This window comes from Ascidiaceihabitans sp., from assembly GCF_039986515.1.
Lineage (GTDB): Bacteria > Pseudomonadota > Alphaproteobacteria > Rhodobacterales > Rhodobacteraceae > Ascidiaceihabitans.
On the sequence record NZ_JBDWQO010000018.1, the window covers coordinates 78,615 to 104,188 of the forward strand.

Here is a 25,574-nt window from a genome sequence, read left to right on the forward strand (position 1 = left end):
CAGGCGGGCGTTGGGGTCAACCGCTTTTTACGCTTTACAAGGGAATCGACGTTCCATGCCGCAAGGGCAACGCGGCCCGCATGACGATAGCGTCCACTGATGTACCATCGCTGCGTTTATAATAGGCATTCCGACGCGCCACCTCGGCGAATCCGTGGCGCATGTACAACGACCCTGCAGGGCCGTTATCTGCGGCGACTTCTAAAAAGGCCTCATGGGCCTGCGTGCTACCAAGCCAATTTTGCATCAAACTGTGGCCAACGCCCCTGCGTTGGGCCTGAGGCAGAACCGCAATCGTCAACAGCTCTGCTTCTTGGGCGATCGTGCGCACAATCGCAAATCCGTGCATGTGGGTCAGGACCGAAACCAAGGGGCTTTCTGTCAGGCTCGCGATCTCTTCTGCGCCCCATGACCGTGATGTCGGAAACGCCGCGGCGTGGATGTCGGCCATTGCCTGTGGTGTCACGGCAAGATCACCGGTGGTGCGTCTTTGGGCGGGGCCGCATCGGGCGCCCGCACGTAAAACGGAGCGGGCGCGGCAGTAGGACTGGGGTATCGCAAGGCGGCCAATCGCGCGATGGCGCCAGCCAAAGCGTCAGGCGAAGGATCATCAGGCAAGGATTTCCCCACAGCCTCGATGTCTTTGCGGAGCGCAAGGGCAGGGCCGTCTTCGGCCTGCACGTAAACGGCATCGCGGGGGGCGGGGACTGCTACCAGTGTCCCGTCTGGAAAAAGCATCTGACGTTGTTCAAATCCGTTCACCCCGTAAGCGGGAAGACCTAGCCCCAGTGCCAAACCACGCGCAGCAGACACGCCGATGCGGATGCCGGTGAAGTTGCCGGGCCCGACGCCGACGCCAAGTGCGGCAAGATCTGGAAACCCGAGACTGTGGCGCGACAACACGTCCTGCAGGAAGGGGATCAAGCGTTCTGCCTGTCCTTTGGCCATCGGTTCTTGCACCATTTCAAGCATTTCACTGCCGCAGACTAAAGCTGCGGCGCAATGTGCGCCGGATGTGTCAAAGCCAAGGATAACAGGACCGGTCATCAATCGTCGCCTAACAAAGTGGTGCGTGCAGAGCCGGTGTGACGTGGCATGTCGTCTTTCAGATGAAGCCACGACAGCGCAGAGCTTGCGTGGCTGTGCGTGGTCGGCTCAAGGCTTTCGACTTGATCCCACAGGCCAACAGGCACGTATATCTGATCCGGTAAATAGTCGTAGGCCGCCGCTACGGCTGCGCCACAGCTTGGACAAAACCATCTGGTGACGCCTTCAGTGACCGTGTTGGCGCGTGTTGGAGCTGGGGTGATTGTAAGGGTTGTCTTGGCAAAAGCCGCGAATGCGGCCACCGGGGCACCACTTAACCTGCGACAGCTATTACAATGGCAGTAGCTGACCACATCGGGCTTTTGGGACGCCGACAAACGGGTATGCGAACAATAACACCGCCCTGTCAGGGGCGGTGCATCGGAATGTTGGGATGTTGAAAACATGCCGGAGGATCAAATCAGACCGCGACAGGGCGGACTTCTGTGACTTCGGGAATGTAATGGCGCAACAGGTTTTCGATACCCATTTTCAGCGTCAATGTGGACGAAGGGCAACCGGCGCATGCGCCTTGCATATGCAAATAGACGACGCCGCGGTCAAACCCGTGAAACGTAATGTCGCCGCCATCTTGGGCAACTGCCGGACGTACGCGGCTGTCTAGAAGTTCTTTGATTTGGCCAACGACGACGCCGTCTTCGCCATCATGTTCGGCATGACCTGACGCCGGTTGATGGTCGCCAGCCATGACGGATTGTCCGGATTGGAAATGTTCCATGATCGCGCCAAGCAATGCCGGTTTGATATGGTCCCAATCAACAGCATCGGCTTTCGTGACCGTCACGAAGTCGGTGCCAAAGAACACGCCAGTGACACCTTCGACGGCAAAGATCCGTGTGGCCAAGGGGGACTTGTCAGCCGCATCTGCCGTTGGGAAATCGGCAGTGCCCATTTCCAGAACGGTCTGGCCGGGCAGAAACTTCAACGTGGCGGGGTTCGGGGTCGATTCGGTTTGGATGAACATGACACTCTCCTAGGGTTGAGACAGATATGCGGTCCGCACGGGCTCTCGTCAAGGTTTAGAATTGTTCTAAAACAGGAAGACACGCCAAATCGCACGGAAATAGTATGTCTTTTCCCAAAAATTCCCGGAGGAGGTGCCGCGCACCGGGGGCAAAGCCCCCTTCAAATGGTGGACAACCCGATACAGAGGTCAAAACTTAGGTGATCGCCTCAAGCTTTTCTTTGCTTAAATCACCCGGAACAATCGTGATCGGAATAGGAAGCGATCCAGAGCTACGGGACAATTGCGTCACCAACGGGCCAGGACCTTTTTTGTCGGTGCCCGCACCCAAGACCAAAACGCCGACTTCCGGATCTTCGGCGATTTGTGCGATGATTTCATCAACAGCTTTGCCTTCGCGAATGACCAGCTCAGGATCAACATGCTGCTTGTCGCGCATCCATTTGGCGAAAACCTCAAAATGGGCGTGAATGCGGTCACGGGCTTCCTCGCGCATAACTGCGCCTACGCCAATCCAGTGATTGAACTCTTCCGGCGGGATCACGGCCAGAACCTCGACACCACCGCCTGTGTGCGCGGCACGCAAAGCGGCAAAGCGCATTGCGTTCAAGCATTCTTGGCTGTCATCCAGCACGACCAGAAATTTACGCATGATGTTCTCCTGTCTTGACGCAACTGTGACGCACTGCGGTCGCGGTGGCAACGGTGTTGCGAAACTGGCAGGATAAATTGCGCCGAAGTGGACCCAATGTCCATTCTCGGCAGCGCAGTGGTTTCATGCTTTGCTGGTGGCCCAATCCCAATACATTTCGCGGACGCGTCGTGTCACAGGTCCGGCTTGATATGCCACGTCATCGAAGGCTGTGACGGGTGTGACTTTCGACATGTTGCCGCTCATGAAGACTTCGTCGGCACTCTCAAAATCTTCATAGGTCAGGACGGTTTCGTGCACTTTGATGCCATCCTGAGTTAGGTTGGTCATGTGGCGTGCACGGGTGATGCCAGACAGGAAGGTGCCGTTTGGAATGGGGGTGAAGACTTCGCCATCCTTGACCATAAAGATATTGGCCGTTGCGGTTTCGGCAACGTTGCCCATCGCATCAAGCGCCAATGCATTGCCGAACCCTTTGGACCGTGCTTCGGTTAACATGCGTGCATTGTTGGGGTACAGGCAGCCAGCTTTGGCGTTTACGACGCTGCTTTCCAGCACCGGGCGACGGAAACGGGTGCGTGTCAGTGTTGTTGAGGCACCTGTCGGGGCCATCGGAATTTGTTCCAGACAAATGGCAAAAGCAGTTGTTTCGGGGGCGGGAACGATGGCCGTTGGATCACCGCCAACGGCCCAATACATTGGGCGAATGTAGACGGCATCTGTCGCGTCGTAATTGGCCAAACCGTCCCAAACGATGGCAACCATATCTTCGGCGGATAGGGTCGGGGCCATTTGCAAAGCGATGGCAGACCAGTTGACGCGTTCGCAATGTGCTTCCAGATCAGGCGCCACGCCATTAAAGTAACGCGCACCATCAAATACAGTTGATCCAAGCCATGATCCGTGGTCCGCGGCCCGCATAATGGGCAGGTCACCATCATGCCATGTTCCGTCGAAATAAGTTTTGATTTTTGTGCCAATTGCCATTGCCGCCTCCTCCGCTTGGAAGATTTCTAGCACGATTAGGTCATATATCCATACCTAATTGTGAAGCGGCCAGTCCCGATTGCGATCTTACGATGGATCATTCAGCGAATAAATGCCTTCAGGCAGGTCCAAAGCGGCTGCCAAGTCGCGCACTTGGGCATGGGACAGCGTTACCAAAACGGCCCGATCTGCCACAGGATCATACTGCTGCACCGTCACACATTCGGTGAAGCTGTTGACGATGACATCTTCGCGCAACGCGTTTTTCCCCTCATCCATCAAAGTGATGATCGTGGAATCGAATTCGTGTTCAATGCTAAACATGACTGTCATGGTGCAGCCGGATGGAATATGATGCAAGTCTGCTGGCAAGGCTTTGCCATAAGGTGATCACGTCCTTGCGAAGGGGGCTGGCCCTTGGGGGGATGCGTGGTATGCTTCTGTGCGGTTCAAGTGAAAGGGTTAAAATGCTGGGTAAGGTTTTTTGTGCGATTGGATTGATCGCATTGGTCGCGGCCTGTGACGAAATCCCCACTGATGCGTCTGGGCCGACATCCAGTGCGCCTGCACAAGCGTCAAAAACCCTGAGAACACCGGATCAGGCGGCCCGTGCTTTTGTGCAAGTGACGCAGCGCGTGGAACCTATCGCGGAACGTGAATGCCGCGCACGCACATCGGGCGTGAATTGCGATTTTCGCATAATTGTAGACGACCGTCCGAACCAGCCGGCAAACGCGTATCAGACGCTGGATAAAAACAATCGCCCTGTCATAGCCTTCACTATTGGTCTTATTGCCGAAGTCCGAAATGCGGATGAGCTGGCCTTTGTCATGGGGCATGAGGCGGCCCACCATATTGCGGGGCATATCGGACGCCAGCGTCAAAATGCGGTCGCGGGCGCTGTAATCTTTGCAGGTCTTGCGACGCTTGGCGGGGCCAACTCTGCGGCGGTTGAAAGTGCCACAGAACTTGGTGCACAAGTGGGTGCCCGCAGCTATTCCAAAGATTTTGAACTTGAGGCCGACGCGCTTGGGACCGTTATCACGCATAAGTCGGGGTACAATCCATTGGTCGGCGCCGAGTTCTTTAACCGTATCCCTGACCCGGGCGACAAGTTTCTTGGAACACACCCGCCCAATGCAGCCCGTATTCAAACTGTGCGTCGGACTGCCGCAAAACTTTGAAGGTGAAGGGCACCCGCCTTTAGAAGAGTGACCCGTTTTCGTCGGGACCTGTACGGCGCATATGCAGGGCCATGCCGATTGTGGACATAATGACCCAGAACACCTGAATCATGGCTGAAGCCAGATTGAAGCTGACGGTCAACCCGATCAAAACGGCACTGGCCGCGAGAAGGTTCAAAGCGAAATATGTGACGCTGTGTCCGTTGATGTAGCGCAAGGTCAGCATACCATAGTTCAAGACATACAAGAGGAAGCCGCCTACGCCGATGGCTTCTAAAATGGTCGATGTTTGAATTGCGAAGTTCATAAAAAACTCCTTTTGAAAACGAGATGAAATTTGAATAGTTAAAAGTCGCGCAATAAAACCTGCTGCTGTCTAAGACCTAACAGTGTTTTTTGTGTTTTGTAGGTCCGGTAATCCTTACCCGGACAGCGCCATTCAAGCTGCAAAAGGCAAAAACCTGTGGAAAAAGCTATCGTAAAATTGGGGCATGTTCTGACAGACAAAGGGTCGAAATACGCGGTGTCGGGCGTGCCTGCTGCGGATCGCCGCCAAATTGATGCAGCGCTGAAAGCGCTAAAGCGCGACAAATCTTATGCCAAAGCCACCCACAACACATGGGCTGCCCTGCTTTCAGAGGGTGGGGCTATCAAAGGCGACGATGGTGAAAGTGGCGCAGGGATGGTTATTTTGCGCATGTTGGAGCGTGAGGGGCTGCACAATCATCTGGTTGTTGTCACACGCTGGTACGGGGGCAAGCATTTGGGTGGTGACAGGTTCCGGCATGTCCAGACTTGTGTAAGGGCTTATCTGGATGCGTTGTGATTGGGTCGCAGCGACTGCCATGAAACAGCATGCAGACGCTGACAAGACGAACCCGTGCCAGATCGGATTTTGAAATCTGAAACTGGGTCGCGCAAAGACCAGACACCCCAGCGTGTACAACACACCGCCCGTGGCAATGCATCCAAAGACAAACGTCCCGAATTGCAGCGCAATTGGACAGGCCAGCAGAACGCTGACCCATCCCAGCCCAAGATACACCGCCAAAGATCCGCGCCCGCTGGCCCCCCATATGGTTAGTTTTGCCAAGGCCCCCAAGACGGATATCACCCAGACAATCACAAGAACTGCATAGCTAAATCCGCTGCCCAGCATCAATGCAAGAGGCGTGTAAGTGCCTGCAATTTTTAGGTAAATGGCAGCGTGATCAATGCGCCTTAGAACAGGTCGCATCCGGTCCCAAGGGGTCATGTGATACACGGCTGATGCAACAAAGGCGAAACCGGCAAGAATAGCGTAAACAATGACGGCAGGTGATGCGTCATGGGCCATTAAATACTTCACACCGGCGTAGACCGCGATCAAACCTGCGGCATGCAAAAGCCCGTCTGCCAATGTTTCCGTATTCGAATATGGATAGGACATTACGCCACCTTTCTGGGAAAGGAGGCTATTCCACAAAGGTCACTATTTCGTTGACGCCTGCTTGCCAGATGCGCGGCGCAGACGTAGCAGATGCCAGCGGTAAATTATCGGTGCCAACACAAAATCATAGCCCCACACTGCCAAACGGTGAATTCCGGGGATGCTGACCAAACGTGCCAACCAGTTGTATCGCGGCATTTGCTGCCACAGCACGATAAAAGCGGGAATACCCGAAAGGCGTTTGTCGCCGTGTTGCACATACAACCGTCGCGCCGCTTTGTCGGCATCCAAACCCCAAGCTGTCAGTGCGCTGCTGTTCAAATCATCAAAGCGAATGGGAAGATCGTGGGTTTCCGTGTACTTCGCATAGTGATTGATTTCAGCCGAACACACGGGGCAATTCGCATTATAAAGTACTTTGGTTTCATCTGTCATGGTGTACAGATAGGCGCTTGGCACTGGTCTGCCCAGAGACACTGCGCCGCAGGTGTTACTTTGGTTTGTTGCCGTCGATCCACCGTGCCATCAATGATTTGTCTTTGAAGCATTCGGGGGGAACCTGCGCCCGTTTGAGCCGCGCGATGCGTTCTGCAAAAGCCACCTGTTTGGAAGATGGGTAATTGGAAAAGCGTCCTGTGACAGGCTTTGGTTTATACCTGTCAATCCAGGCGGAAAGATCTGAACGATTGTGGAACAGCGCTGCGGGCGCTGGCAAGCCTGCTTTGGCAGCAATGGATTGGGCATAGGCGATCTGTTTAGGGGTCGCCGCCATATTCTGCGCAGGGCTGTGATCGGGTGTTTCAACATTCACCGGCGCAAACAGGCCGGGCAAAGGCGCTTGAAAGGTCATGCTGTGTTCTCCGTGTTCCATATGAGAACATATATAGAACAAGGAGAGAACATTGCAAGGTTTTGTTAACCAAGGCTAGGAAGCCGTTGCGAGCCCGGCAACCGGATCATCACACCAAGGGTGCCATAACGTGATAAAATGCGAACCTTTAGACCGCTGTGCCTCTAAACCAGTTTCCCCCACAAATCGTATTCGCCTGCCTCGTCGACCTCGACGCGGACGATGTCTCCAACGCAAAGGCCTTCGAACCCTTCGTCGATAAACAGGTTTCCGTCGATTTCAGGGGCATCTGCCTTTGTGCGACACGTGGCGGCGTCTTCGTCGATTTCATCCACGATCACGTCGATCACAGATCCGACCTTTGCTGCTAGCTTTGCCTCGGAAATGGCTTGGGCCTTTTCCATGAAACGATCCCAGCGTTCTTGTTTCACTTCGGCAGGAACGTGATCGGGCAAGGCGTTTGAGCGCGCCCCATCGACGTTTTCGTATTGGAAGCACCCGACGCGGTCCAATTGGGCTTCGTCCATCCAATCCAGCAGCGTCTGGAATTCGGCTTCGGTTTCGCCGGGGTACCCGACGATGAAGGTTGAGCGCAAAGTGATGTCGGGGCAGATGTCGCGCCATGCGGCGATTTCATCAAGCGTTTTTGACGCCGCCGCTGGCCGCGCCATGCGTTTCAGAACATCGGGGTGGGCATGCTGGAACGGGATGTCCAGATAGGGCAAGACCAAACCGTCAGCCATCAAGGGGATCAGCTTGCGCACATGGGGGTAGGGGTACACGTAATGCAACCGCACCCATGCGCCCAGTGACCCAAGATCGCGGGCCAGATCGGTGATGTGGGCGCGGTGGCCACGGTCCTCTGCATGCTTGATGTCCACGCCGTAGGCAGATGTGTCTTGCGAAATGACCAGTAGTTCTTTGACGCCTGCATCGACCAGCTTTTCGGCCTCGCGCATCACGGCATGGGCGGGGCGCGATTGCAGGCGGCCACGCATGTCTGGAATGATGCAAAATTTGCACTTGTGATTGCAGCCTTCGGAAATTTTCAAATAGCTAAAATGGCGCGGGGTCAGGGACACCCCCGAGGCAGGCAGCAGATCGACAAAGGGATCGGGGCTTGGGGGCACCGCAGCATGGACCGCATCCAAAACCTGTTCATATTGGTGCGGGCCGGTGACGGCCAGAACCTTGGGATGTGCGCCGGTGATATAATCTGGTTCTGCACCCAAACAGCCCGTGACGATGACACGCCCGTTTTCAGATAAGGCTTCGCCGATGGCGTCCAGACTTTCCGCCTTGGCGCTGTCCAGAAATCCGCATGTGTTGACAATAACAGCATCGGCCCCGGCATAGTCAGGGGATACGCCATAGCCTTCGGCCCGCAAACGGGTCAAAATGCGTTCGCTGTCGACCAAAGCCTTTGGGCAGCCAAGGCTGACCATACCAATGCTGGGCTGACCGGGGCGGGCCGGATCACGCAGTTTGGCTTTGGGGGCGAGGTCGGGGCGCAGGTCTGGCGGGTTTGTGCTCATGGGGTGGCTATAGCGAAATAGGACGGGCGCGAAAAGAGGTCTGGCATTGTTGCATGCAAGCGCCCAACATAGCATCAAAACCAAACGGCAAAGTTTCGAAGTTATGAGGTGGTGCGGATGAAATGGATCAAACGAATTTTTGGCGGAATTCTGATTGCGATTGTTGTGATTGTGGTTTCGCTGTTCTTTCTGCCAGCTGACCGGATTGCACAGATTGCAGCTGAACAAATACGGACGCAGACGGGGCGCGACGTCAAAATAACGGGCGATGTGTCTATGACGCTGTGGCCGGTCTTGGGGGCATCCGTCGGTGGTTTGGAAGTCGGCAACGCGGAATGGTCACGGCAAGGGGCTATGCTGACGGCCAAAAATGCCGCTGTCGGGATCGATGCACTGGCATTGTTGCGCGGCGAGATCAGCATCACGAACATCGAAGCCACATCGCCGACCATTCGTTTGGAAAGCCGCAAGGACGGGCGTGCCAGCTGGCAGTTCTCCGATGCGTCAGGTGAAGCGGTGATTGAAACCGAAACCGCGCCCAGCCGCGAAGCGCAGGCGATCAGCATCAAACGGTTAGAGATCACGGATGCCACTTTGATCTACGACGCCGAAGGCAGTGATTTGGTGTCTTATTCAGGTGTAGACTTGGAATTGGATTGGCCGGAGCGTTTAGGACACGCTGATATTTCCGCGACGTTACGGCCCGCGGGGCAAGATGTGGATGTGCAGGCGCGGATCGACGGGTTTTCAGGGTTTATTGCAGGTCAGGTGCAGGGTGTGTCCGCGAACATCGCCGCGGGCGGCGGCACCTTGTCCCTGAATGGACGGGCCAGCACGGCTGGGGATGTGGCTGGCAAACTGGCGTTGAATTTGCCCAATACCGACAATTTCCTGACAGCAGTGGGTCTGAACGCACTTGATTTGCCGTCTGCGTTGGGCGCGTCAATGGACTTGGGGGCAGATGTGACATTGACCTCTGATCGCAGGTTGTCATTGCGTGGAATGCGCGTTGATCTTGGGGGAAATGCCATCAGCGGCGCTGCGGATGTATCGCTCAATGGTGTGCCGCAGGTGAATGCACAACTGTCAGCCGGGGCTTTGGATTTGACGTCGGCGACGGGCGGTGGCAGCGCGGGCGGCGGATCCTCGGATGCCGTGAATGCAGGCTGGTCGAAAGCGCGCATTGATGCCTCCGGTTTGGCCGCGTTTAACGGGGAAATCGGGTTGACGGCGACATCTATCGATTTGGGCACATTTAAATTGGGTACGACGCGCACCCTGATCAAAAATGAAAATTCCCGGATCGTGTTTGAGTTGCGCGAAGTTCAGGCCTACGGTGGCACCGTCTCGGGGCAGTTTGTGATGAACAATCGCAACGGGCTGTCTGTGGGCGGCAAAATCTTTGCAAATTCCATCTCGATGAAACCTTTGCTTGGGGACGCGGCTGGCATCACGCGTTTGAACGGGGCAGGCGATGCCGAGGTCAGCTTTTTGGCGTCTGGTAATTCTGTGCAGTCCATCATGAATTCCATGTCTGGCAAAGGGGCCCTGAAACTGGGCAAAGGGACAATCGAGGGTCTGGATTTGAACGCGTTGATGGGCAACGGCAAAGGCAGCGGCGGCACAACCGTCTTTGACAGCTTGGTGGCCACCTTTGACATGAGGGACGGCAACCTTCGAAATGACGATTTGCTGTTCTCATTGCCCAACTATGAGGCGCGTGGGAAAGGCCGTGTCGGGCTTGGGGCGCAAGACATTGATTACGTGTTTACGCCAACAGCGCTTCGGGCAAATTCCGGCCAGGGTCTTGCTATCCCTGTAAAAGTCACAGGCCCATGGGCTGACCCAAAAATTCGTCCTGATTTGAAGGCGGTCATCGACCTGAACTTTTCCAAAGAAAAAGAGCGCATCGAACAACGTGCACGGGAAAAAGTAGAACAGAAGCTGAAAGATGAATTAGGTGTGTCTGCACAAGATGGGCAATCACTGGAGGACGCCGCCAAGGACAAGGTCGAAGACAAGCTAAAAAGAGAGCTACTGAAGATCTTTGACTGATAGGGCGGGTGCACCAAGGTGCACCTTACCCCTTTTTTCAGATTGTTTGATCGTAGTCGCCAACGTTGGTTTCTGTACGGATCACCGCATCAATGTCTGCAAAGATTGCGCGCATCTCGTCCTCGGATTCAGGGCTTTCGCAGACCACCACCAAGTTGGGCGTGTTGGACGATGCGCGCACCAAGCCCCACGCGCCGTTGTCAAGGATCACGCGGGCCCCGTTCACGGTCACGACCTCTTTGATTGTCCGGCCGCCGATTGTGTCGCCTGCGTCATGTTTGGCCACCAGTTTTGCAACCAAGCGATCTAACGTGTCGTATTTTTCCTCATCTGCACAATAAGGCGACATCGTGGGGGTAGCCCATGTCTGAGGCAACGCTTTGCGCAGGTCCGACATAGACATATCGGGGTTTCGATCCATCAATTTGCAGATTTCAACCGCCACGCGCATACCGCAATCGTAACCGCGCCCGATATCGCCTGCCAGAAAGTAGTGCCCGGATTTTTCGAATCCGGCCAAAGCGCCAATTTCCTTCACGCGCCGTTTCATGTGGCTGTGGCCGGTTTTCCAGTAATCCGCTTTGATTTTGTGTTTTTGTAATTCGGGGTCCGAGGCGAACAGACCTGTGGATTTCACATCCGCCACAAAGGTCGATCCGGGATAAATCTTCGCCAGATCACGCGCCATGATGACGCCGACTTTATCTGCGAAAATTTCTTCACCTTCGTCGTCCACCACGCCACAGCGGTCGCCATCGCCATCAAAACCAAGTGCGAAATCCGCGCCTGATGCCTTCACGCTATCCGACATGTCGTGCAGCATTTCCATGGCTTCTGGGTTGGGATTATAGTGGGGGAATGTGTAATCGAGCGCGTTGTGGCTTGGCACCACTTCGACACCCAAGCGTTCGAATAATTCTGGCGCAAAGGCAGAGGCGGTGCCGTTGCCCGTCGCGCAAACCACCTTCAGTTTGCGGGTCATTTTGAAGTCGCCCACAAGGTCATCCAGATAGGCTTCGCGGACGCCCTCAATAAATTCATAGGACCCGCCGGGCCGTTGCTGCCCGCGTCCCTCCAGAACGATGTCGCGCAATTCGTTCATCTCGTCCGGGCCATGTGTCAGGGGGCGTTCAAAGCCCATCTTGACGCCTGTCCACCCATTTGGATTGTGGCTGGCCGTGACCATGGCAACGGCAGGCACATCCAGATGGAACTGGCTGAAATAGGCCATGGGCGACAAGGCGGGGCCGATATCTTTTACGGCGATACCGGCTTGCATCAACCCCAGCATCAGGGCGTTTTTGATGGACAATGAATAGTCGCGGTAGTCGTTGCCAACGGCGATCACCGGATCGATGCCGCGGGCATGCATTTGTGTTCCAAGCCCCAAACCCAAGGCTGTGATGCCGGGCAAGTTAATTGCCTCGGGATACTGCCACCGCGCGTCGTATTCACGAAACCCTGTAGGTGTAATCATGGCGTCGCGCAGGAATTCCCACGTGTTTACGGAAACGGAAGAGGCCGGTTTTGTCACGGGTTATACTCACTTCTTAAGGGGAGAGTTACAGGGTCAGAGGGCGTGCTTTGGCGATCGCGTCCAATTGCATCAAAGTATCTACAAGCGCCGGCATTTGATCCAGATAGATCATGTTCGGACCATCACAGGGGGCGTTGTCGGGATCCTGATGTGTTTCCATGAACACGGCACCGACACCAACAGCGACGGCTGCACGTGCCATCACGGGCGCGAATTCACGTTGCCCGCCCGAACTGCCGCCTTGACCGCCGGGTTGTTGCACCGAATGGGTGGCATCCATAACCACAGGGTAGCCCGTTTGTGCCATCTGCGGCAGCGACCGCATGTCTGCAACCAAAGTATTGTAGCCAAATGTTGTGCCGCGTTCGGTCAAAAGGATGCGGCGGTTGCCAGTGCTTTCGATCTTGGTGACGATGTTTGGCATTTCCCAGGGGGCCAAGAACTGCCCCTTTTTGACGTTGATTACTGCGCCTGTATTGCCTGCGGCCAACAGCATGTCGGTTTGGCGGCACAGAAACGCAGGGATTTGCAAAATATCAACGGCGTCCGCTGCCGGGGCACATTGGGCTTCGGAATGAACGTCTGTCAAAACGGGCACTTGGATGGATTTTCCCACCTCTTGCAGCGTTTTCAAACCTTCGTCGATGCCAAGGCCCCGTTTGCCGGATAGCGACGTCCGGTTGGCTTTGTCGTAGCTTGCCTTAAAGACATACTGTGCACCTGCCGCGTCACAGGCTTCTTTCATTTTGCCGGCGATCATTTGCGCATGATCGAGGCTTTCCAGTTGGCAAGGGCCTGCGATGATAGTCAGCGGGCGGTCATTGCCAATGGTCAGATCGGCGACTTGGATATGTGTCATGTTAGGACGTTACCTGTTCACGAAGGATGGATGCTGTCAGCGAAATCATCAGGTAGATGCCTGCAAAGATCAGAAAAGCCAAGATCGTGTTTTCGAATGAGCGGGGATACGACGCTTCCTCCGAGGCAACAGGGTCCACCGCAATGGTCAAATAGCGCACTTGGCGGTTGGCTTCGGTACGTGCTTGTTCCAGCTGGGCTTGGGCAAGTTGCAAGTTGGTGTTGGCATTGGCCAGATCAGCTTGCGCCAATTGCAATTCGATGGCCTGTTGTGCCAGTGAATTTTCACCGCCGATTGAGGAATTCAGCTTGTCGTTCAGCTTTTCCAACTGAATGCCGATGCGACGGATGTCGCCTTGTGCGCCTTCGACCTTGGCCCTGTTTGGGCGGGTGTTGTCCAAAAGGGCGGCCAATTCCAGTTCTTTTTCGATCAACAATGTCTCGTATTGTGTGATCGTTGTGCGAATGGCGGCAATCTGGGCTTCGGGGTCGACGCCATTTTCAACCTGAAGCTTGATCAGGTGCTCTTCGGCTTGGCGGCGTTCTTCCTGTGCCTTGTCAAAGGCATCTGTGGCAGCGCCCATCTGGTCGTCGCGTTTTTCCTGACTTAGGTTGTTGACGCGTGCTTGGGCGTATTTGATCAGGCTGCGTGAGAAGTCGGCGGACACTTCCGGGTCGGCTGCGACCACTTCCATGCGGACCATGCCTTCTGTGGGGTCATAGCCGATTTTGATGTTCTTTTTATATAGTTTGTAAGCTTCTTCATTGCTTGGGTCTTCGTTCAAGCGCTGGATGGGATCGATGAAGTCTTGCGTAAAGTGCTCCTTAAAGCCAACGTCCGCATCGAGACGCAGCATCGCATCTTTGGATTGCAGATAGCTTTGCACAGCAATGGAATCCGCGCTTGTGGCGAATTGGGTTGGTAACAGGCCGCCCAATGGGCCTGCGCCACCAGAACCTTCGTTCTGAATGATCAGAAAATCACTTTCCGTGGCGAACATCGGCGTGGCCACTTTGTAGAAATAGTAGCCAGCGAATAAGGTTGGCAGCAGCACAAAAAATGCCAACCGCACCAGCAAAAGCCCCATTTTTTTGCGGCGGCGACGTGAAATATCACGTTGAATTTCGGATATTTCGCGCGAGCGGCGTTCTGCGGGGCTGATTTCTGTGGATGGTAGGGTCTGTTGACCTGTCGGAATGGTCTGAGGCAGTTGCACACGACTGGCACCTGCCGCTTGGGCGGGCAGTTGCGAAAACGCGTCCGGTGCGCCGCCTTCGCGTTGTTCGCCGCCGGCTTGGGGCACGACAAGTTCCAACATGTTTGAACGCTGGAACGGATCGATCCCTTTTTCGCGCAGCAGGCGCACAGCATCAAAATCGGACGTCGGTGCAAGATTATGTTTCTGGGCCACACGTCGCGCCATGCGTAACTGTCGCCCCGTTAGACCTTCGCGACGGATGGCGTCCATGTCTGTGTCGCCAGCCACTTGGGTCGCACTGGCGACATCGCCGCTTTGGGCTGCGGTTTGCTGGGGCGCGGGTTGTTGTGTTGTGGCACTGCCTTGCGGGGCCTGCGGTTGGCGAGCCATGCGCAATTGGTCAACGGCTGACCCGCCGTCTGCCCGATTGGGAACAGCTGTGGGTTGCGGAGCCGCGCCCGTGCTTGGGGCTGCATTTTCGGGTGCCGCAGATCCAGCGCTGCCCGAAGTGGGCGTGTTGCGTTTGATACGGAACTTTCTAGCTTTTGGTTTCGTAGTCATATAACCGCTTCGCCTCTTCGAGGGTGTCAAACATATGCAACTGGCCGTCCAAAAGGACCGCCGCAGACCGCGCGAATTTTTCCAGCGTCTGCGCCTGATGCGACACAATGATAATCGTTGTGGTGCGGAGCCGCTCTTGCAGGATTTCACCTGATTTGCGGTTAAACTCCACATCGGTGGTCGAAGGCATGCCTTCGTCGATGAGATACATATCGAAATCAAGCGCCAACATCAGCGCAAATGAAAACCGGGCACGCATACCTGCGGAATACGTGCCAAGCGGTTGGTCAAAATATTCGCCCAAATTACACAACCACCGGCAAAAACTTTCGACGTAATCGGGATCAAGCCCATAGAGCCGCGCGATGTAGCGCGCGTTTTCCATGGCCGACACCTTGCCCACAACACCCCCCATAAACCCCAACGGGAATGAAATGTTGCAGCCGCGGCGAATTTCGCCTTCATCGGGTTTTTCCAGACCAGCCATCATATTGATCAAAGTGGTTTTGCCTGTGCCGTTCGGGGCCAGAATGCCCATTGAATTGCCAAGCTCAACCTTGAAGGACACACGGTCAAGGATCACCTTGCGCTGCGTGCCCGTCCAGTAGGACTTGCTGACATTTTCAAACTCAAGCATCGATTGCGTCCTGCGATTACTGCTCTGGCACCTCAACACTTTGATGTAGGGCTACCGATCCCTCCTTAACAGAGGTGTATTGACGGTCTATTCACCGAATTTGGCTTTATTATGTCCAAATAAGAAACAAATGTACATGTCTTGCACTGCGTGTGCGGGCGATTGCTGCAATCCAAGCTGCAAAAAAACACTGCACTTTGTTGTGAACCCTAAAAGGGTGCGGACGAATGTTGACTTATTGCACCCATTGCCAAAGTCCCCCGGCAACCATCGCGCCCAGAATGGCGAAGGTCAGGTAAGCGACAAAGACCCTTGGTTTGACCAAGGCCCAAACCGCGATCGCCGCTGGTATACATGACACGCCCCCTGCCACGACAAATGCCATCGCGGCGCCTTGGGTCATGCCTTGGTCCAGTAGGGCATCGACCATCCCAACGGCCATGTAGCCATTCAGATACGCAGGGGCACCGATCAATGCGCCTTTGATCACAGGCCACGCGCCTTGGCCGCCCAGGAATTGTGCTATCATCTCTGCGGGCACATAACGCAACATAAGGGCTTCAAAGACATAGGCCAGCATCAACCATTTCAGCAGGAAAATACCATTGTCGAGGGCGGTGTCGCGGAACGTGCGCACACGGTCAACATCGGACCAGAATTTCCATTGTGGCTTGCCTGAAAACGGCTTTTGGACGCCGCAGCACCCGCCCACAGCGGGGCGTTCGCGCAAGGGGTCCACAAAGACAGGCGATCTTGCCAGCAGCAACGTCCCAAACCCGCCCATCATGCCAAGCCCCACAGCTGCCAGTGCTTTGGCAATGGCAAAATCCCAGCCCAATTCGCTTGACGTGATCAAAAACATGGCCGGGTCCATCAAGGGCGAGGCCAGCCAAAATGCCATCACCGCCCCTAGAGGCGCACCAACAGCAAGCAAAGCAGCGATAAAGGGGATGACTTCACATGAACAGAACGGGGACAATCCCCCAAGCAAAGCCGCAAAGACAACCATGCGCACGGGATTGCCTTCAAATGCCTTTGCGATCAGGTTTTCTGCACCCGACGCTTTCATATATGCCACCGCCAGAACGGCAAACAGAATGAACGGACCGGTGTGCAAAAGCGCGTTTGCCGTAAACAGGGCCGTCGGCCACAGCACAGGCCAGTCGAGCAGCGCGATTAAGGCAAAAATGCCGGCGGCCACAGTCCAGGGCGTTAGAATGTGACCCTTGAGCGAAAATGGGGCAGGTTGTGTGGTGTCAGCCATGATCGTGGTCCTTGCATGCGGTTGTGCTGTCTGCACAGCAAGCTGTCAGAAGAAAATTGGACAGCGATTTTATCTGGTCATAGGCAACAGCCGCGCAAATGATGGACCTGCCCTGGCGGGCCTGTTTGACCAGACCAGCTTGGGCCAAGATCTTTACGTGATGTGTCAAAGTGCTGCCCGTCACGCCCGAGCGTTCGCCAAGCGTGCCAATGTTCAGCCCGTCCGGGCCCGCACGTACAAGGACACGCAAAACGCCAAGGCGTTGCTCTGATCCAAGGGCCGCAAAACTGCTGGCGGCGATTGCAAGGTCAAGATCATCGGTGTGTGGCGATTCTATTTTCATAATTCTAGAAATATAGAAATAACTTGATGCTGCAAGAGATATTTCGATAAAGTTGGAAATGATTGCGCTGGACGTGCCTTTTTACATGCCTATCTTCAGGCCAATGACGTTACATGACCAAATCAAATCTTGCACTTTGTGTGCCGAGCGCTTTGCGGGCACACACACACACCACCAACCCCGCCCCGTCGTCTGGTTCCGGCGGGGGGCGAGGCTTTTGATCGCGGGGCAAGCACCGGGTGCGCGTGTCCATGAAGGGCAACGCCCTTTCGTGGATCCATCGGGGGACCGCCTACGGGACTGGCTTGGGTTGAATGAAGACGCCTTTTACGATCAGGACAAGGTGTCGATTGTACCGATGGCGTTTTGCTTTCCGGGCTACGATGCAAAAGGGTCTGATCTGCCACCGCCCCCCATTTGCCGAAAAACCTGGCACCAACAGGTTGTGAGCCATCTTGGGGATGTCCCTTTGATGTTGGTCATCGGCGGTTACGCCCAAAAATATCACTTGGGCGTCAAAACCGGTGTCACGGAAACTGTAAAGAACTGGCGCAGCCACGCCCCAAACGTGTTTCCCTTGCCTCACCCAAGCTGGCGCAATACTGCATGGCTCAAGAAACACCCGTGGTTCGAAGCAGAGGTATTACCCGCCTTGCGTGCCCGCGTGACAGAGGTTCTGAAATGACACAATCGACACCGATCGATGCGGCACATGCTGCGATGCAAGCCGACCCCGAAAATGACGCCACGCGTTTGGCCTTTTATGAGCGGTTGGGCGATGCTGAACTGTACCTTCTTTTGGAAGACGAAGCAGAAGGGGACCAGATCACACCGCTGATTTTCGAAATTCCTGACGGCGATCTGGTATTGGTCTTTGATCGTATCGAACGCCTGACGTCCTTTACCGGCGCGGCATCGCCTTACGCTGCCTTGTCGGGGCGCGCGATCGCAGACATGCTTGCGGGGGAAGCGCTTGGCCTTGGATTGAACCTGGATGTGGCGCCTTCGGCATTTGTCTTACCCCCCGAAGGTGTAACATGGATGGCTGACACTTTCGGACACGCCCCCGATGAAGTCGAAGCACAAATCTCCGAAGTGCGCCCGCCTGCAGGATTGCCTGAAACACTTTTGACGGCATTGGACACAAAACTGGCAACGGCCATGGGGCTGGCACGTTGTGCCTATCTTGTCGGTGTCACCTATGAGGGCGGTGGCACAGGCCATATGCTAAGTTTTGTGGATGCGGTGCCTGACGCAGAAGGCGCATTGGCGAAAGCCGCCGGCGAAGCTTTGACTTTTTCGGGGATTGAAGCAGGGGCCATGGATGTGGGATTCGTGGCTGCAAGTGACGCGATGGCCGACCGGTTGGGGCGCGTGGGATTGCGGTTCGACCTGCCCGAACCTGTGGAAATGGGTCAGGTGAGCCGAGCGGCCCCCGGCTCTGATCCCGACGCCCCCCCAAAGTTGCGTTAAGCATAGGCTGCACTTTTGCGCGAACGTGTGGCGCAAATAGGGATAACCGCACAAACGAATGTTACGAAACGCCGCTGCACAAAACGCCAGATGGGCCAGAGTGTCCGGTCGCGACGGAATTTTGAAACAAAAGTCAGGCTCACATCACGCAATATCAGTGCGGTATCACATAGATGCGAGGGGGGGTGCCGAAAATGAAACGCGGTGCCTATTCTTGTTTTCATCGAACGCACATCTCGGTGCCCACAACAAAGGATACTGCCCCATGACTCGTTTCACTCTTGGTCTTGCCGCCGCGGCCACTGCCCTTTCTTTCGCATCTGCCGCTTTTGCCGGTGATCAGTATGTTGACGAAACCGGTTTTGCGGTCTCTGGATATGATGTTGTTGCCTATTTTGATTTGCCAACGAACGCAGTCGGAACACCTGCTGCAGCACCTGTGGCTGGCAACGCCGGGATCACAGCAGAATATAATGGGTCCACCTTTGCGTTCTCGACAGAAGAAAACCGCGATAAATTCGCAGCCAACCCGGCGCAATTCGCACCTCAGTTTGATGGGCACTGCGCATATGGGGTTGCCAAAGGCGGTAAGGTTCCGGCGAACCCGTATCTGTGGCGCATCGTGGATGACAAGCTGTACCTGAACATTACGGATGTTGTTGTGGGCTTCTGGGAAGAAGACATTCCGGGCAACATCACTTTGGCCGGGTCCAACTGGGTCGATATCGAAGCCGACGCGGCCTCTGGCAGCACGATCCCGAAATTCTCCTCTACGGCCCCAAATAAATAAGTTTCATGAGTGATCCTTCACCCTCGTTGGATCGACGGAACCCCCGTCCGCGGTTGTCGCGGCGGGGTGTTCTCGTTGGGGCAAGTGTTGTTGCTTTGGGCGGTCTCGGTGTTTTTGGGGCCAAATGGTTCAATGTGACGGCCCGCGCTGGGCAAAAAGGCCAGCTTAGTGTGCAGCAGGCCCACGTGGCCGCCAAAGCTGGCGATATTGTATTGGTTGATATTCGCAGGCCCGACGAATGGGCGCACACCGGTGTCGGGGCGCATGCCGTGCCTTTGGATATGCGGCGCAAGGACTTCGCGCAGGCGCTTCTGGCGCACCTGAACCATGATGCATCCCACCCTGTTGCTTTGATTTGTGCGCGCGGTGTACGCTCACGCGCCATGACAGCGCGGCTGACAAAAGCCGGTTTTACAAATATAATTGATGTGCCGGAAGGCATGCTTGGGTCGGGGGCTGGCCCGGGATGGCTTAAATCTGGGTTGCCTGTGGTGCGACCGGAATAGGACTGGATGCAAAAGGTACTTTTAGTGGCCGCCGTGTTGGGCGGCTTTGGCACATCTGCTTGGGGCGGGTGCGGACCGGCATCAGAGGCATGCGCGATCGACGAAGGTAGCTATCACGTCACGCTGCCCGCAGGCGAAATCAAAGGCAGCATCATGTTTCTGCACGGATTTGGCGGTTCGGGTGCAGGCACGTTATCGAACAAGGTCTGGGTGCCAGATGCGCTTGATCGCGGATATGCGGTAATCGGCCCTGACGGCACGCAACGCGAAGGGCGAAATGGTCGGCGGTGGTCGTTCCATCCGGATTGGCCTCAACAACGCGACGACATGGCCTTTTTGAAAGCTGTGCGGGATGATGCCGCGACAAGGTTCGATCTGGACACTGCAGAAATGGCCTTGGGGGGGTTCTCCATCGGGGGATCAATGACATCCTATCTGGCATGTGCAACGCCGGACGCATTCAAAGCGTATCTGCCTGTGGGCGGAGGGTTTTGGCGACCACATCCTGTAACTTGCGCTGGGCCAGTGCGGCTTTTACACACGCATGGCTGGACGGATACGACTGTACCACTTGAAGGACGGGTCGTGCGTGGTGAGGATCGTAACGACCCCGACGCGCTGATTCAGGGCGACATTTTCTACACGGTGGGACTGTGGCGGGACGTCAATCAATGCCTGCAGTTGCGGGCCGATCGCTTTGTGACAAAAGGGGATTTCTTACGGCGCAGCTGGATACGCTGCGCAGAAGGGTCAGCGCTGGAGTTTGCAATATTCCCCGGCGGGCACAAAGTACCGCAAGGATGGGCTGATATGGCGCTGGATTGGTTTGAAAACCTCTGATGGCCAGCCCTTCTTTTCGCTAAAAATACTTCGGGGGGAGGCCGCAGGCCGGGGGGCAGCGCCCCCATTTGTGCAAAGCTAAACCCATTGCCAAACGTTCAAACAAAATAGCTTGGTCTATTCGGCAGGCAGTTCTGCCTGCCGGTCCAGCAGCGTTTGAAAAGCATCGCGTTCGCGTTTGGCGCGGATCAAGATAGCAGGTTCCCGCAGTGAATTGGGGCTTTCCATGCGCAGAGGCGCAGGTGTGCGTTGACCCAGATGCACTGAGCTAAGCGCAGACAAAGGCACCGCCATCACAAGGCTGAACACGATTGGCAGCAACCAAAGCGAAATCAGCCCTGCACTTAGACCCACGACCAAAAGGGCACCCAAAAGGGTTTCCATCCAGTGAAATGCAAACAAGGTACGCAAAGGATAGGCCTGCGCGTCGCGGCGCTGTGGCGCCCATCCGCCGCCCTGTCCACGCATAGCCAAAAACACGGCACGGGTCTGTTGGATCATCAAGATTGGGGCGTACAGAATGGACAAAGCGACCTCGACGACAAACGCGCCCAGAAACGCCCACCGCCCGCCAAATACTTTTGCCGCTTTACCGTTGGCCGCGATGATGCCTGCCCCGGCAATTTTCGGGATCAGTAACATTGCATACATGATCACAAGAAATATAGCGCTGTCGATGTGGCTCATGTCTGGGGGCCAGTTGGGGAACAACGGATTGCTTTCGTGGAAATACAAAATGACATTTGTATCGGCGTCGCGGCCCAAAAGCGCCCAGAACACCAACAAAACAAACCAGGCCGGTGACATCAGATAGGCCGCTGCCCCCTGAAAAAGGTGAAAGCGTGATACCGGATGCAGCCCGCGTGTACCCAAAAGGCGCAAATGCTGTAAATTGCCACGACACCAGCGACGGTCGCGAATGACGTAGTCAATCAAGGTGCCTGGGGTTTCTTCGAAGCTGCCGGTGACACGTGGCAAAAAGCGCACCCTCCAGCCCGCACGACGCAAAAGCGACGCTTCCACAAAATCATGGCTCAGGATCAGCTCGTCACGGCCCAAAACATCATTTAGATGTGGCAAGCCTGCGGTTTGTGCAAAGGCCTCTGTGCGGATAATCGCATTGTGACCCCAATAGTTGCCTTCCGCTTGCGACCAGCGCGCCAACCCTTCGGCCAGCAGCCAGCCATAAGCCACGTTCGAGAATTGCTGGATGCGGGCAAACACAGTTTCCGCACCGATCAATTGGGGAAAGCTTTGAATAAGGCCCGCGTCGCCATCTGCAGCCAATTCGTCTGCAAGACGCTCGATTGCACGGCCTGTCATAAGACTGTCCGCGTCCAGCACCAACATCGCATTATGGGCTGCACCCCATCCAGTGATCCAATCGACGAGATTACCCACTTTTTTGTCCGTGTTTTGGGCACGGCGGCGGTAATGCACATTTATGCCAGCGGGGGCCGAGGCGCGCAGCGCTGCAAAGGCCAGCCACTCCTGATCGGCAGTGTTGTCATCGGTGCTGTCGGATAAAACAAACAATGTGTAGCGATGGTCGGAGGATCTGTGTGCCAAATCCTGCAGCATAGCGGTGGCGTTGCCGAACACATCTGACGGCACTTCGTTGTAAATCGGGATCAAAAGGGCCACGTCCAATGGCGCCACATCGCAGGGGCCATCATCACGCGGATTGCGCATGCGGCCTGCAAGCCCCACACCGACTGTGCTGATAGCAAGCGTCACCCACACGAATGTTGTGCCGATCATCCCCAGCAAGATCCATTCCAGAACTGACATACCGGCTTGCATCAAAACACCGTGCAACCCCCACATCAGCGCAAACGTACCCAAGATCGCAGGCACAAAAACACTCAAACGCCAAACAGAACCGCCATCCTCGGTCCGCGCTTTACGTGCATCGGGCGCTTTGGAAAAGTCCTGCATCGGCATGTCCAGCGGCGCACGCGGTGGCATGTCGGCCACGATATGTGGGTCGATGTTCAAGTGGCGGTCCACCGGTACAGCCAAACTTCGGTCAGTGGGCCATCGGGCAGGCGCAATTGGGCACGGAACTCGGCATATCGGGCGTCGCCGGGATAGAAGGTAAAGGCAAGCCGCGGTCCACCGGTTTCAGGGTTGCGTTGCACGACACCATCCGAGACCTCGCCATGCGACGTGCGCACGATCTTTGTCAGGGTGTTCAGATCTTCGGGAAGCAGGTCGCTGCCCTCAAAATCGATTGTGAAAATGCGCCCACCTTCGGGCCGCCCTCCGGCCGCAGTGTTCACGACTGCCAAGGCTCGTTCGGGGTGCGGTGCAGGATCGTTGCCCCAATCCAAACGGTAGCTCATTTTGTGGACGTCGCCCGCCTTGATGCCGTTGGCTGGCCGCCAGTAGGCCACGATATTGTCGTAAATCTCTAGGTCTGCGGGAATTTCAACCAACGTCACCGATCCGCGTCCCCAGTCTTCGCCGGGTGTGACCCATAGCGAAGGTCGTTCATGATAATGCGCTTCCAGATCGTTGAAGTCGCCAAAATCGCGTGATCGCTGGCACAGTCCGAACCCTTTTGGGTTGTTGTCGCCAAACGCGCTGATCTGCAGCGTCAACGGGTTGGCCAAAGGCCGCCAGATTACTTCACCGCCGCCATTGTGGATCAGCAAACCGTCACTGTCGTGGACAGCGGGTCGAAAATCGTCAAAGCGCTGCCGGTCCATGTCATCAAACAAAAACATCGATGTCAGCGGGGCGATGCCCACATGCGCCATGTCGTTGCGTGCAAAAAGCTGTGCATCAACATCCATTTCCAGCGTCTCGCCGTGGGTGATCGCGAAGCGGTATGCGCCTGTGCAGCTTGGGCTGTCGAGAAGCGCGTGCAAAATGACTGTCTTTTGGCCAGCTTCCGGGCGCTCCATCCAGAAGGCTACAAAGTCGGGGAATTCTTCGCCCATGGGATCGCCGGTTTTCAAGGCAAGACCACGCGCGGACAACCCATAAAACTGACCCGTGCCGATGCCACGGAAGTAGCTTGCCCCTTGGAAAACGGCGTATTCCTGAAAAATGTCCGGTTGATCCAACTCGGCCCGCAAACGCAGACCGGAATAGCCCAAAGTGTCATCTATAGGCACGTCGGGAAATTTGTCGGTCGTGTCGAACACGCCCATATCAAAGCCAACCGGGCGGGCCATGCCGCCGTCGACCTCAAACATCTCGACGCCACGCGGGAAATACAGACCCGGAGGAAACACATCGACACGCTGTGGGGCATCGGATCCTTCCCAAAGCGCGTTCCGACTGTCGAACCAGATTTTTCTGTATTGATCATACGTCAGATCGCGCCACGCTTCGGGGATCATCGGGCGCGGGGCGTAATCAGCTTGCGCCAAAGCTTCGGCACGGTCGCGGACTGTTGCTGCATCAAATGGTGATGCTTGGCCCACTTGCAGGCCGGGCTCTTGCGCCCAAGCCGCAGCAGGCACAGCGGTAGCGGCCAATATTGCTTTCAGCACATCGCGACGCAGCATCACTTCACCCTCCAAGGTTGGGATTTGAACCATCCCGCGCCGTAAGCCGTGGCGATCAAAATACATGCCCCCAACCCATTCACCAGCAAAACGGTTCCGGTGTCGCGGCCAAAAACATCCATCGTGAAGCCCATCAATCGGGCGGTGAACATAGACACCACAAACACGGCCAAAGACTGTTGGCCAACTTTCAGGATAATGGCCAAGCAACGCGCCCAAATGCGCGCGATGGCGCCGGTGCCTGTGGCCAGCAGGCGGTTGCCTTTGTCGCCTGCTGCGACCCAGCACAAGTAGGCCAAAGCCAGAAACTGGACGAACCGCAAAATGCCAAAACTGGATTTGTCGATCAGCATTTTGTTGTCGCTGCGCCATTCACGGGCCCATTCAAACCCGAATTCGCGGACGCCGATGTTGGACAGGGGCACATTCGCCAGCACGATAAATGCGGCCACTGCGATCAGCACAGTGTTCACAGGCGGTTTGGGCAACCACCCCCGCATGAAGGCAAAACCAGTGAAAAAGATCAATTGCCAGCCAAAGGGGTTAAAGAACCAATTGCGATCCCCCCAAGGCTCTGCCGGCAGGCCGATGTAGAATTGAGGCAAACCCAGATTAATCCACAACTGCTTTTGGGCAAAAATCCAGACGGTGCCGATAAAGGCTGCAACCAGCCATTTGTTCACATTGGACAACGCCATGATCACAGGCATCAGCATCAGAACAACCATATACATAGGCAGGATGTCGAAATAGTTCGGCACCCATCGCAGCGTCATAAAGCTCAGCAATATGTTGGGGTTGGTCCATTTCTCACTTTCGACAAAAATCATCCAAAGGTTCAACTGGCCCCAATAATTGCGGGTGCCATAGCCGGAATCGGTGAGGGCCACGGTCAGGGCAAGAGTCGCGAAAAACAGGCCAACATGGGCCCAGTAGACCTGCCAGACACGAAACGCGACACGCGCAGATCCCAAAAGCCAGCCCACGCGATCAAAGCCCCGCCCAAAGGCGATGGCGCTGGCCATGCCGGAACAAAAAACGAAAATCTCTGTGGCGTCTGAGAATCCCCAACGGGCGGGGATCCAGCTTGTCAGGAAGTTGCCTGGTGTGTGGGCAATCAGGATGATGAACATCGCGATGCCGCGAAAGAAATCAAGGCGTAGATCGCGCACGTTCGCAGCAGCTGCCGGCGCAGGGGCAGCCACAGTTTTTTCAACTTGGGATGGGTCAGCGAAAGTCATGGCTACGCCTTACTCCGATACGCAAAAACGTCAAGTAACTGTGG

Annotated in this window: 28 protein-coding genes and 1 pseudogene; 8 read left to right on the forward strand and 21 right to left on the reverse strand. The window is 55.7% G+C overall.

Annotation, left to right across the window (positions count from 1 at the left end; translation table 11 throughout):
- Window positions 1–34: 34 nt before the first annotated feature.
- The 7 genes from ABJL60_RS17955 to ABJL60_RS17985 all read right to left on the reverse strand — a co-directional run bounded on the left by ABJL60_RS17955 (window position 35) and on the right by ABJL60_RS17985 (window position 4,034).
- Window positions 35–466, reverse strand: a complete 432-nt coding sequence (locus tag ABJL60_RS17955; RefSeq protein WP_348288539.1) for a GNAT family N-acetyltransferase — start codon at window positions 464–466, stop codon at window positions 35–37.
- Window positions 463–1,047 carry a tRNA (adenosine(37)-N6)-threonylcarbamoyltransferase complex dimerization subunit type 1 TsaB gene (gene tsaB, locus ABJL60_RS17960; RefSeq protein WP_348374198.1) on the reverse strand — a complete coding sequence of 195 codons (585 nt, stop codon included), beginning with the start codon at window positions 1,045–1,047 and terminating at the stop codon, window positions 463–465. The genes ABJL60_RS17955 and tsaB overlap by 4 nt, the downstream gene beginning before the upstream one ends.
- A complete protein-coding gene (locus ABJL60_RS17965; RefSeq protein ID WP_348374199.1) occupies window positions 1,047–1,493 on the reverse strand; it encodes a GFA family protein in 447 nt (148 codons plus the stop codon). Before ABJL60_RS17965 ends, tsaB begins: the two co-directional genes overlap by 1 nt.
- A gap of 14 nt (window positions 1,494–1,507) precedes the next feature.
- Window positions 1,508–2,071 carry a NifU family protein gene (locus tag ABJL60_RS17970; protein ID WP_108827506.1) on the reverse strand — a complete coding sequence of 188 codons (564 nt, stop codon included), beginning with the start codon at window positions 2,069–2,071 and terminating at the stop codon, window positions 1,508–1,510.
- A 196-nt stretch (window positions 2,072–2,267) separates the two neighbouring features.
- A complete protein-coding gene (locus tag ABJL60_RS17975; protein WP_108827507.1) occupies window positions 2,268–2,723 on the reverse strand; it encodes a universal stress protein in 456 nt (151 codons plus the stop codon).
- 123 nt (window positions 2,724–2,846) lie between these two features.
- Window positions 2,847–3,710, reverse strand: a complete 864-nt coding sequence (locus ABJL60_RS17980; RefSeq protein ID WP_348374200.1) for a branched-chain amino acid aminotransferase — start codon at window positions 3,708–3,710, stop codon at window positions 2,847–2,849.
- A gap of 87 nt (window positions 3,711–3,797) precedes the next feature.
- Complete coding sequence (locus ABJL60_RS17985; RefSeq protein ID WP_348374324.1) at window positions 3,798–4,034, reverse strand: hypothetical protein; 237 nt, start codon at window positions 4,032–4,034, stop codon at window positions 3,798–3,800.
- Between the two features lie 143 nt (window positions 4,035–4,177).
- Here ABJL60_RS17985 and ABJL60_RS17990 point away from each other — a divergent pair, with 143 nt between their 5' ends.
- Window positions 4,178–4,894: a M48 family metallopeptidase gene (locus ABJL60_RS17990; RefSeq protein ID WP_348288532.1), complete on the forward strand. Its 717-nt coding sequence runs from the start codon at window positions 4,178–4,180 to the stop codon at window positions 4,892–4,894.
- A 19-nt stretch (window positions 4,895–4,913) separates the two neighbouring features.
- On the opposite strand, the gene ABJL60_RS17995 is transcribed toward ABJL60_RS17990, so the two are convergent.
- Window positions 4,914–5,201 (reverse strand): hypothetical protein, encoded by a 288-nt coding sequence (locus ABJL60_RS17995; protein WP_348374201.1) that lies wholly within the window; start codon window positions 5,199–5,201, stop codon window positions 4,914–4,916.
- A gap of 168 nt (window positions 5,202–5,369) precedes the next feature.
- Between ABJL60_RS17995 and ABJL60_RS18000 the strand changes: the two genes are divergently transcribed.
- Window positions 5,370–5,720: a YigZ family protein gene (locus tag ABJL60_RS18000; protein WP_348374325.1), complete on the forward strand. Its 351-nt coding sequence runs from the start codon at window positions 5,370–5,372 to the stop codon at window positions 5,718–5,720.
- Between the two features lie 36 nt (window positions 5,721–5,756).
- Here ABJL60_RS18000 and ABJL60_RS18005 read toward each other — a convergent pair.
- The 4 genes and pseudogenes from ABJL60_RS18005 to rimO form a co-directional block, all read right to left on the reverse strand.
- Window positions 5,757–6,323 (reverse strand): annotated as a pseudogene (locus ABJL60_RS18005) (hemolysin III family protein); the annotation flags it as partial.
- A gap of 42 nt (window positions 6,324–6,365) precedes the next feature.
- Window positions 6,366–6,758 (reverse strand): DUF393 domain-containing protein, encoded by a 393-nt coding sequence (locus ABJL60_RS18010; RefSeq protein ID WP_348374202.1) that lies wholly within the window; start codon window positions 6,756–6,758, stop codon window positions 6,366–6,368.
- A 55-nt stretch (window positions 6,759–6,813) separates the two neighbouring features.
- Window positions 6,814–7,173, reverse strand: coding sequence for a hypothetical protein (locus ABJL60_RS18015; RefSeq protein ID WP_245925928.1), 360 nt, complete (start codon window positions 7,171–7,173; stop codon window positions 6,814–6,816).
- 164 nt (window positions 7,174–7,337) lie between these two features.
- Window positions 7,338–8,708: a 30S ribosomal protein S12 methylthiotransferase RimO gene (gene rimO, locus ABJL60_RS18020; RefSeq protein WP_348374203.1), complete on the reverse strand. Its 1,371-nt coding sequence runs from the start codon at window positions 8,706–8,708 to the stop codon at window positions 7,338–7,340.
- 117 nt (window positions 8,709–8,825) lie between these two features.
- On the opposite strand from rimO, the gene ABJL60_RS18025 reads away from it, so the two are divergent.
- Window positions 8,826–10,763 carry an AsmA family protein gene (locus ABJL60_RS18025; protein WP_348374204.1) on the forward strand — a complete coding sequence of 646 codons (1,938 nt, stop codon included), beginning with the start codon at window positions 8,826–8,828 and terminating at the stop codon, window positions 10,761–10,763.
- Between the two features lie 37 nt (window positions 10,764–10,800).
- Here the strand turns inward: ABJL60_RS18025 and ABJL60_RS18030 are convergent, their stop codons facing one another.
- The 6 genes from ABJL60_RS18030 to ABJL60_RS18055 form a co-directional block, all read right to left on the reverse strand.
- Entirely contained in the window at window positions 10,801–12,297 is a 1,497-nt protein-coding gene (locus ABJL60_RS18030; RefSeq protein ID WP_348374205.1) for a phosphomannomutase/phosphoglucomutase, read from the reverse strand.
- A 28-nt stretch (window positions 12,298–12,325) separates the two neighbouring features.
- Complete coding sequence (gene kdsA, locus ABJL60_RS18035; protein ID WP_108827515.1) at window positions 12,326–13,159, reverse strand: 3-deoxy-8-phosphooctulonate synthase; 834 nt, start codon at window positions 13,157–13,159, stop codon at window positions 12,326–12,328.
- A 1-nt stretch (window position 13,160) separates the two neighbouring features.
- Window positions 13,161–14,918: a capsule biosynthesis protein gene (locus ABJL60_RS18040; RefSeq protein WP_348288518.1), complete on the reverse strand. Its 1,758-nt coding sequence runs from the start codon at window positions 14,916–14,918 to the stop codon at window positions 13,161–13,163.
- Window positions 14,896–15,555: an ATP-binding cassette domain-containing protein gene (locus ABJL60_RS18045; protein ID WP_108827517.1), complete on the reverse strand. Its 660-nt coding sequence runs from the start codon at window positions 15,553–15,555 to the stop codon at window positions 14,896–14,898. Before ABJL60_RS18045 ends, ABJL60_RS18040 begins: the two co-directional genes overlap by 23 nt.
- A 235-nt stretch (window positions 15,556–15,790) precedes the next feature.
- Complete coding sequence (locus tag ABJL60_RS18050) at window positions 15,791–16,819, reverse strand: permease (protein WP_348374206.1); 1,029 nt, start codon at window positions 16,817–16,819, stop codon at window positions 15,791–15,793.
- Window positions 16,812–17,162, reverse strand: a complete 351-nt coding sequence (locus ABJL60_RS18055) for a helix-turn-helix domain-containing protein (RefSeq protein ID WP_108827519.1) — start codon at window positions 17,160–17,162, stop codon at window positions 16,812–16,814. Before ABJL60_RS18055 ends, ABJL60_RS18050 begins: the two co-directional genes overlap by 8 nt.
- 103 nt (window positions 17,163–17,265) lie before the next feature.
- Between ABJL60_RS18055 and ABJL60_RS18060 the strand changes: the two genes are divergently transcribed.
- The 5 genes from ABJL60_RS18060 to ABJL60_RS18080 all read left to right on the forward strand — a co-directional run bounded on the left by ABJL60_RS18060 (window position 17,266) and on the right by ABJL60_RS18080 (window position 20,771).
- Window positions 17,266–17,847 (forward strand): uracil-DNA glycosylase family protein, encoded by a 582-nt coding sequence (locus ABJL60_RS18060; protein ID WP_348374207.1) that lies wholly within the window; start codon window positions 17,266–17,268, stop codon window positions 17,845–17,847.
- On the forward strand, window positions 17,844–18,635 hold the full coding sequence (locus ABJL60_RS18065) for an SseB family protein (protein ID WP_348374208.1): 792 nt from the start codon (window positions 17,844–17,846) through the stop codon (window positions 18,633–18,635). The genes ABJL60_RS18060 and ABJL60_RS18065 overlap by 4 nt, the downstream gene beginning before the upstream one ends.
- Before the next feature lie 265 nt (window positions 18,636–18,900).
- Window positions 18,901–19,425 (forward strand): YHS domain-containing (seleno)protein, encoded by a 525-nt coding sequence (locus ABJL60_RS18070; RefSeq protein WP_348374209.1) that lies wholly within the window; start codon window positions 18,901–18,903, stop codon window positions 19,423–19,425.
- 5 nt (window positions 19,426–19,430) lie between these two features.
- Window positions 19,431–19,931 (forward strand): rhodanese-like domain-containing protein, encoded by a 501-nt coding sequence (locus ABJL60_RS18075; protein ID WP_348374210.1) that lies wholly within the window; start codon window positions 19,431–19,433, stop codon window positions 19,929–19,931.
- A gap of 6 nt (window positions 19,932–19,937) precedes the next feature.
- Window positions 19,938–20,771: a polyhydroxybutyrate depolymerase gene (locus ABJL60_RS18080; RefSeq protein ID WP_348374211.1), complete on the forward strand. Its 834-nt coding sequence runs from the start codon at window positions 19,938–19,940 to the stop codon at window positions 20,769–20,771.
- A 117-nt stretch (window positions 20,772–20,888) separates the two neighbouring features.
- Here ABJL60_RS18080 and mdoH read toward each other — a convergent pair whose 3' ends face one another.
- Genes mdoH through ABJL60_RS18095 form a run of 3 tightly spaced genes read right to left on the reverse strand, consistent with a single transcriptional unit; the run spans window position 20,889 to window position 25,530 of the window.
- Entirely contained in the window at window positions 20,889–22,793 is a 1,905-nt protein-coding gene (gene mdoH, locus ABJL60_RS18085) for a glucans biosynthesis glucosyltransferase MdoH (RefSeq protein ID WP_348376570.1), read from the reverse strand.
- Window positions 22,766–24,355: a glucan biosynthesis protein G gene (locus ABJL60_RS18090; RefSeq protein WP_348288500.1), complete on the reverse strand. Its 1,590-nt coding sequence runs from the start codon at window positions 24,353–24,355 to the stop codon at window positions 22,766–22,768. The genes mdoH and ABJL60_RS18090 overlap by 28 nt, the downstream gene beginning before the upstream one ends.
- Complete coding sequence (locus tag ABJL60_RS18095; RefSeq protein WP_348374213.1) at window positions 24,289–25,530, reverse strand: OpgC domain-containing protein; 1,242 nt, start codon at window positions 25,528–25,530, stop codon at window positions 24,289–24,291. The genes ABJL60_RS18090 and ABJL60_RS18095 overlap by 67 nt, the downstream gene beginning before the upstream one ends.
- Window positions 25,531–25,574: the final 44 nt, after the last annotated feature.

What these genes read in the sequence shown, in the direction of transcription:
- ABJL60_RS18045 (WP_108827517.1), bottom strand. Translation starts at nt 15,555, where the DNA reads ATGCTTGAGTTTGAAAATGTCAGCAAGTCCTACTGGACGGGCACGCAG.
- ABJL60_RS18055 (WP_108827519.1), bottom strand. Translation starts at nt 17,162, where the DNA reads ATGAAAATAGAATCGCCACACACCGATGATCTTGACCTTGCAATCGCC.
- ABJL60_RS17990 (WP_348288532.1), top strand. Translation starts at nt 4,178, where the DNA reads ATGCTGGGTAAGGTTTTTTGTGCGATTGGATTGATCGCATTGGTCGCG.
- ABJL60_RS18095 (WP_348374213.1), bottom strand. Translation starts at nt 25,530, where the DNA reads ATGACTTTCGCTGACCCATCCCAAGTTGAAAAAACTGTGGCTGCCCCT.
- ABJL60_RS18090 (WP_348288500.1), bottom strand. Translation starts at nt 24,355, where the DNA reads ATGTATTTTGATCGCCACGGCTTACGGCGCGGGATGGTTCAAATCCCA.
- ABJL60_RS18015 (WP_245925928.1), bottom strand. Translation starts at nt 7,173, where the DNA reads ATGACCTTTCAAGCGCCTTTGCCCGGCCTGTTTGCGCCGGTGAATGTT.
- rimO (WP_348374203.1), bottom strand. Translation starts at nt 8,708, where the DNA reads ATGAGCACAAACCCGCCAGACCTGCGCCCCGACCTCGCCCCCAAAGCC.
- ABJL60_RS18025 (WP_348374204.1), top strand. Translation starts at nt 8,826, where the DNA reads ATGAAATGGATCAAACGAATTTTTGGCGGAATTCTGATTGCGATTGTT.
- ABJL60_RS18060 (WP_348374207.1), top strand. Translation starts at nt 17,266, where the DNA reads ATGACGTTACATGACCAAATCAAATCTTGCACTTTGTGTGCCGAGCGC.
- ABJL60_RS18070 (WP_348374209.1), top strand. Translation starts at nt 18,901, where the DNA reads ATGACTCGTTTCACTCTTGGTCTTGCCGCCGCGGCCACTGCCCTTTCT.
- ABJL60_RS17980 (WP_348374200.1), bottom strand. Translation starts at nt 3,710, where the DNA reads ATGGCAATTGGCACAAAAATCAAAACTTATTTCGACGGAACATGGCAT.
- ABJL60_RS18065 (WP_348374208.1), top strand. Translation starts at nt 17,844, where the DNA reads ATGACACAATCGACACCGATCGATGCGGCACATGCTGCGATGCAAGCC.
- ABJL60_RS17995 (WP_348374201.1), bottom strand. Translation starts at nt 5,201, where the DNA reads ATGAACTTCGCAATTCAAACATCGACCATTTTAGAAGCCATCGGCGTA.
- ABJL60_RS18050 (WP_348374206.1), bottom strand. Translation starts at nt 16,819, where the DNA reads ATGGCTGACACCACACAACCTGCCCCATTTTCGCTCAAGGGTCACATT.
- ABJL60_RS18075 (WP_348374210.1), top strand. Translation starts at nt 19,431, where the DNA reads ATGAGTGATCCTTCACCCTCGTTGGATCGACGGAACCCCCGTCCGCGG.
- ABJL60_RS18080 (WP_348374211.1), top strand. Translation starts at nt 19,938, where the DNA reads ATGCAAAAGGTACTTTTAGTGGCCGCCGTGTTGGGCGGCTTTGGCACA.
- ABJL60_RS18040 (WP_348288518.1), bottom strand. Translation starts at nt 14,918, where the DNA reads ATGACTACGAAACCAAAAGCTAGAAAGTTCCGTATCAAACGCAACACG.
- kdsA (WP_108827515.1), bottom strand. Translation starts at nt 13,159, where the DNA reads ATGACACATATCCAAGTCGCCGATCTGACCATTGGCAATGACCGCCCG.
- ABJL60_RS18010 (WP_348374202.1), bottom strand. Translation starts at nt 6,758, where the DNA reads ATGACAGATGAAACCAAAGTACTTTATAATGCGAATTGCCCCGTGTGT.
- ABJL60_RS17975 (WP_108827507.1), bottom strand. Translation starts at nt 2,723, where the DNA reads ATGCGTAAATTTCTGGTCGTGCTGGATGACAGCCAAGAATGCTTGAAC.
- ABJL60_RS17970 (WP_108827506.1), bottom strand. Translation starts at nt 2,071, where the DNA reads ATGTTCATCCAAACCGAATCGACCCCGAACCCCGCCACGTTGAAGTTT.
- ABJL60_RS17985 (WP_348374324.1), bottom strand. Translation starts at nt 4,034, where the DNA reads ATGTTTAGCATTGAACACGAATTCGATTCCACGATCATCACTTTGATG.
- tsaB (WP_348374198.1), bottom strand. Translation starts at nt 1,047, where the DNA reads ATGACCGGTCCTGTTATCCTTGGCTTTGACACATCCGGCGCACATTGC.
- ABJL60_RS17965 (WP_348374199.1), bottom strand. Translation starts at nt 1,493, where the DNA reads ATGTTTTCAACATCCCAACATTCCGATGCACCGCCCCTGACAGGGCGG.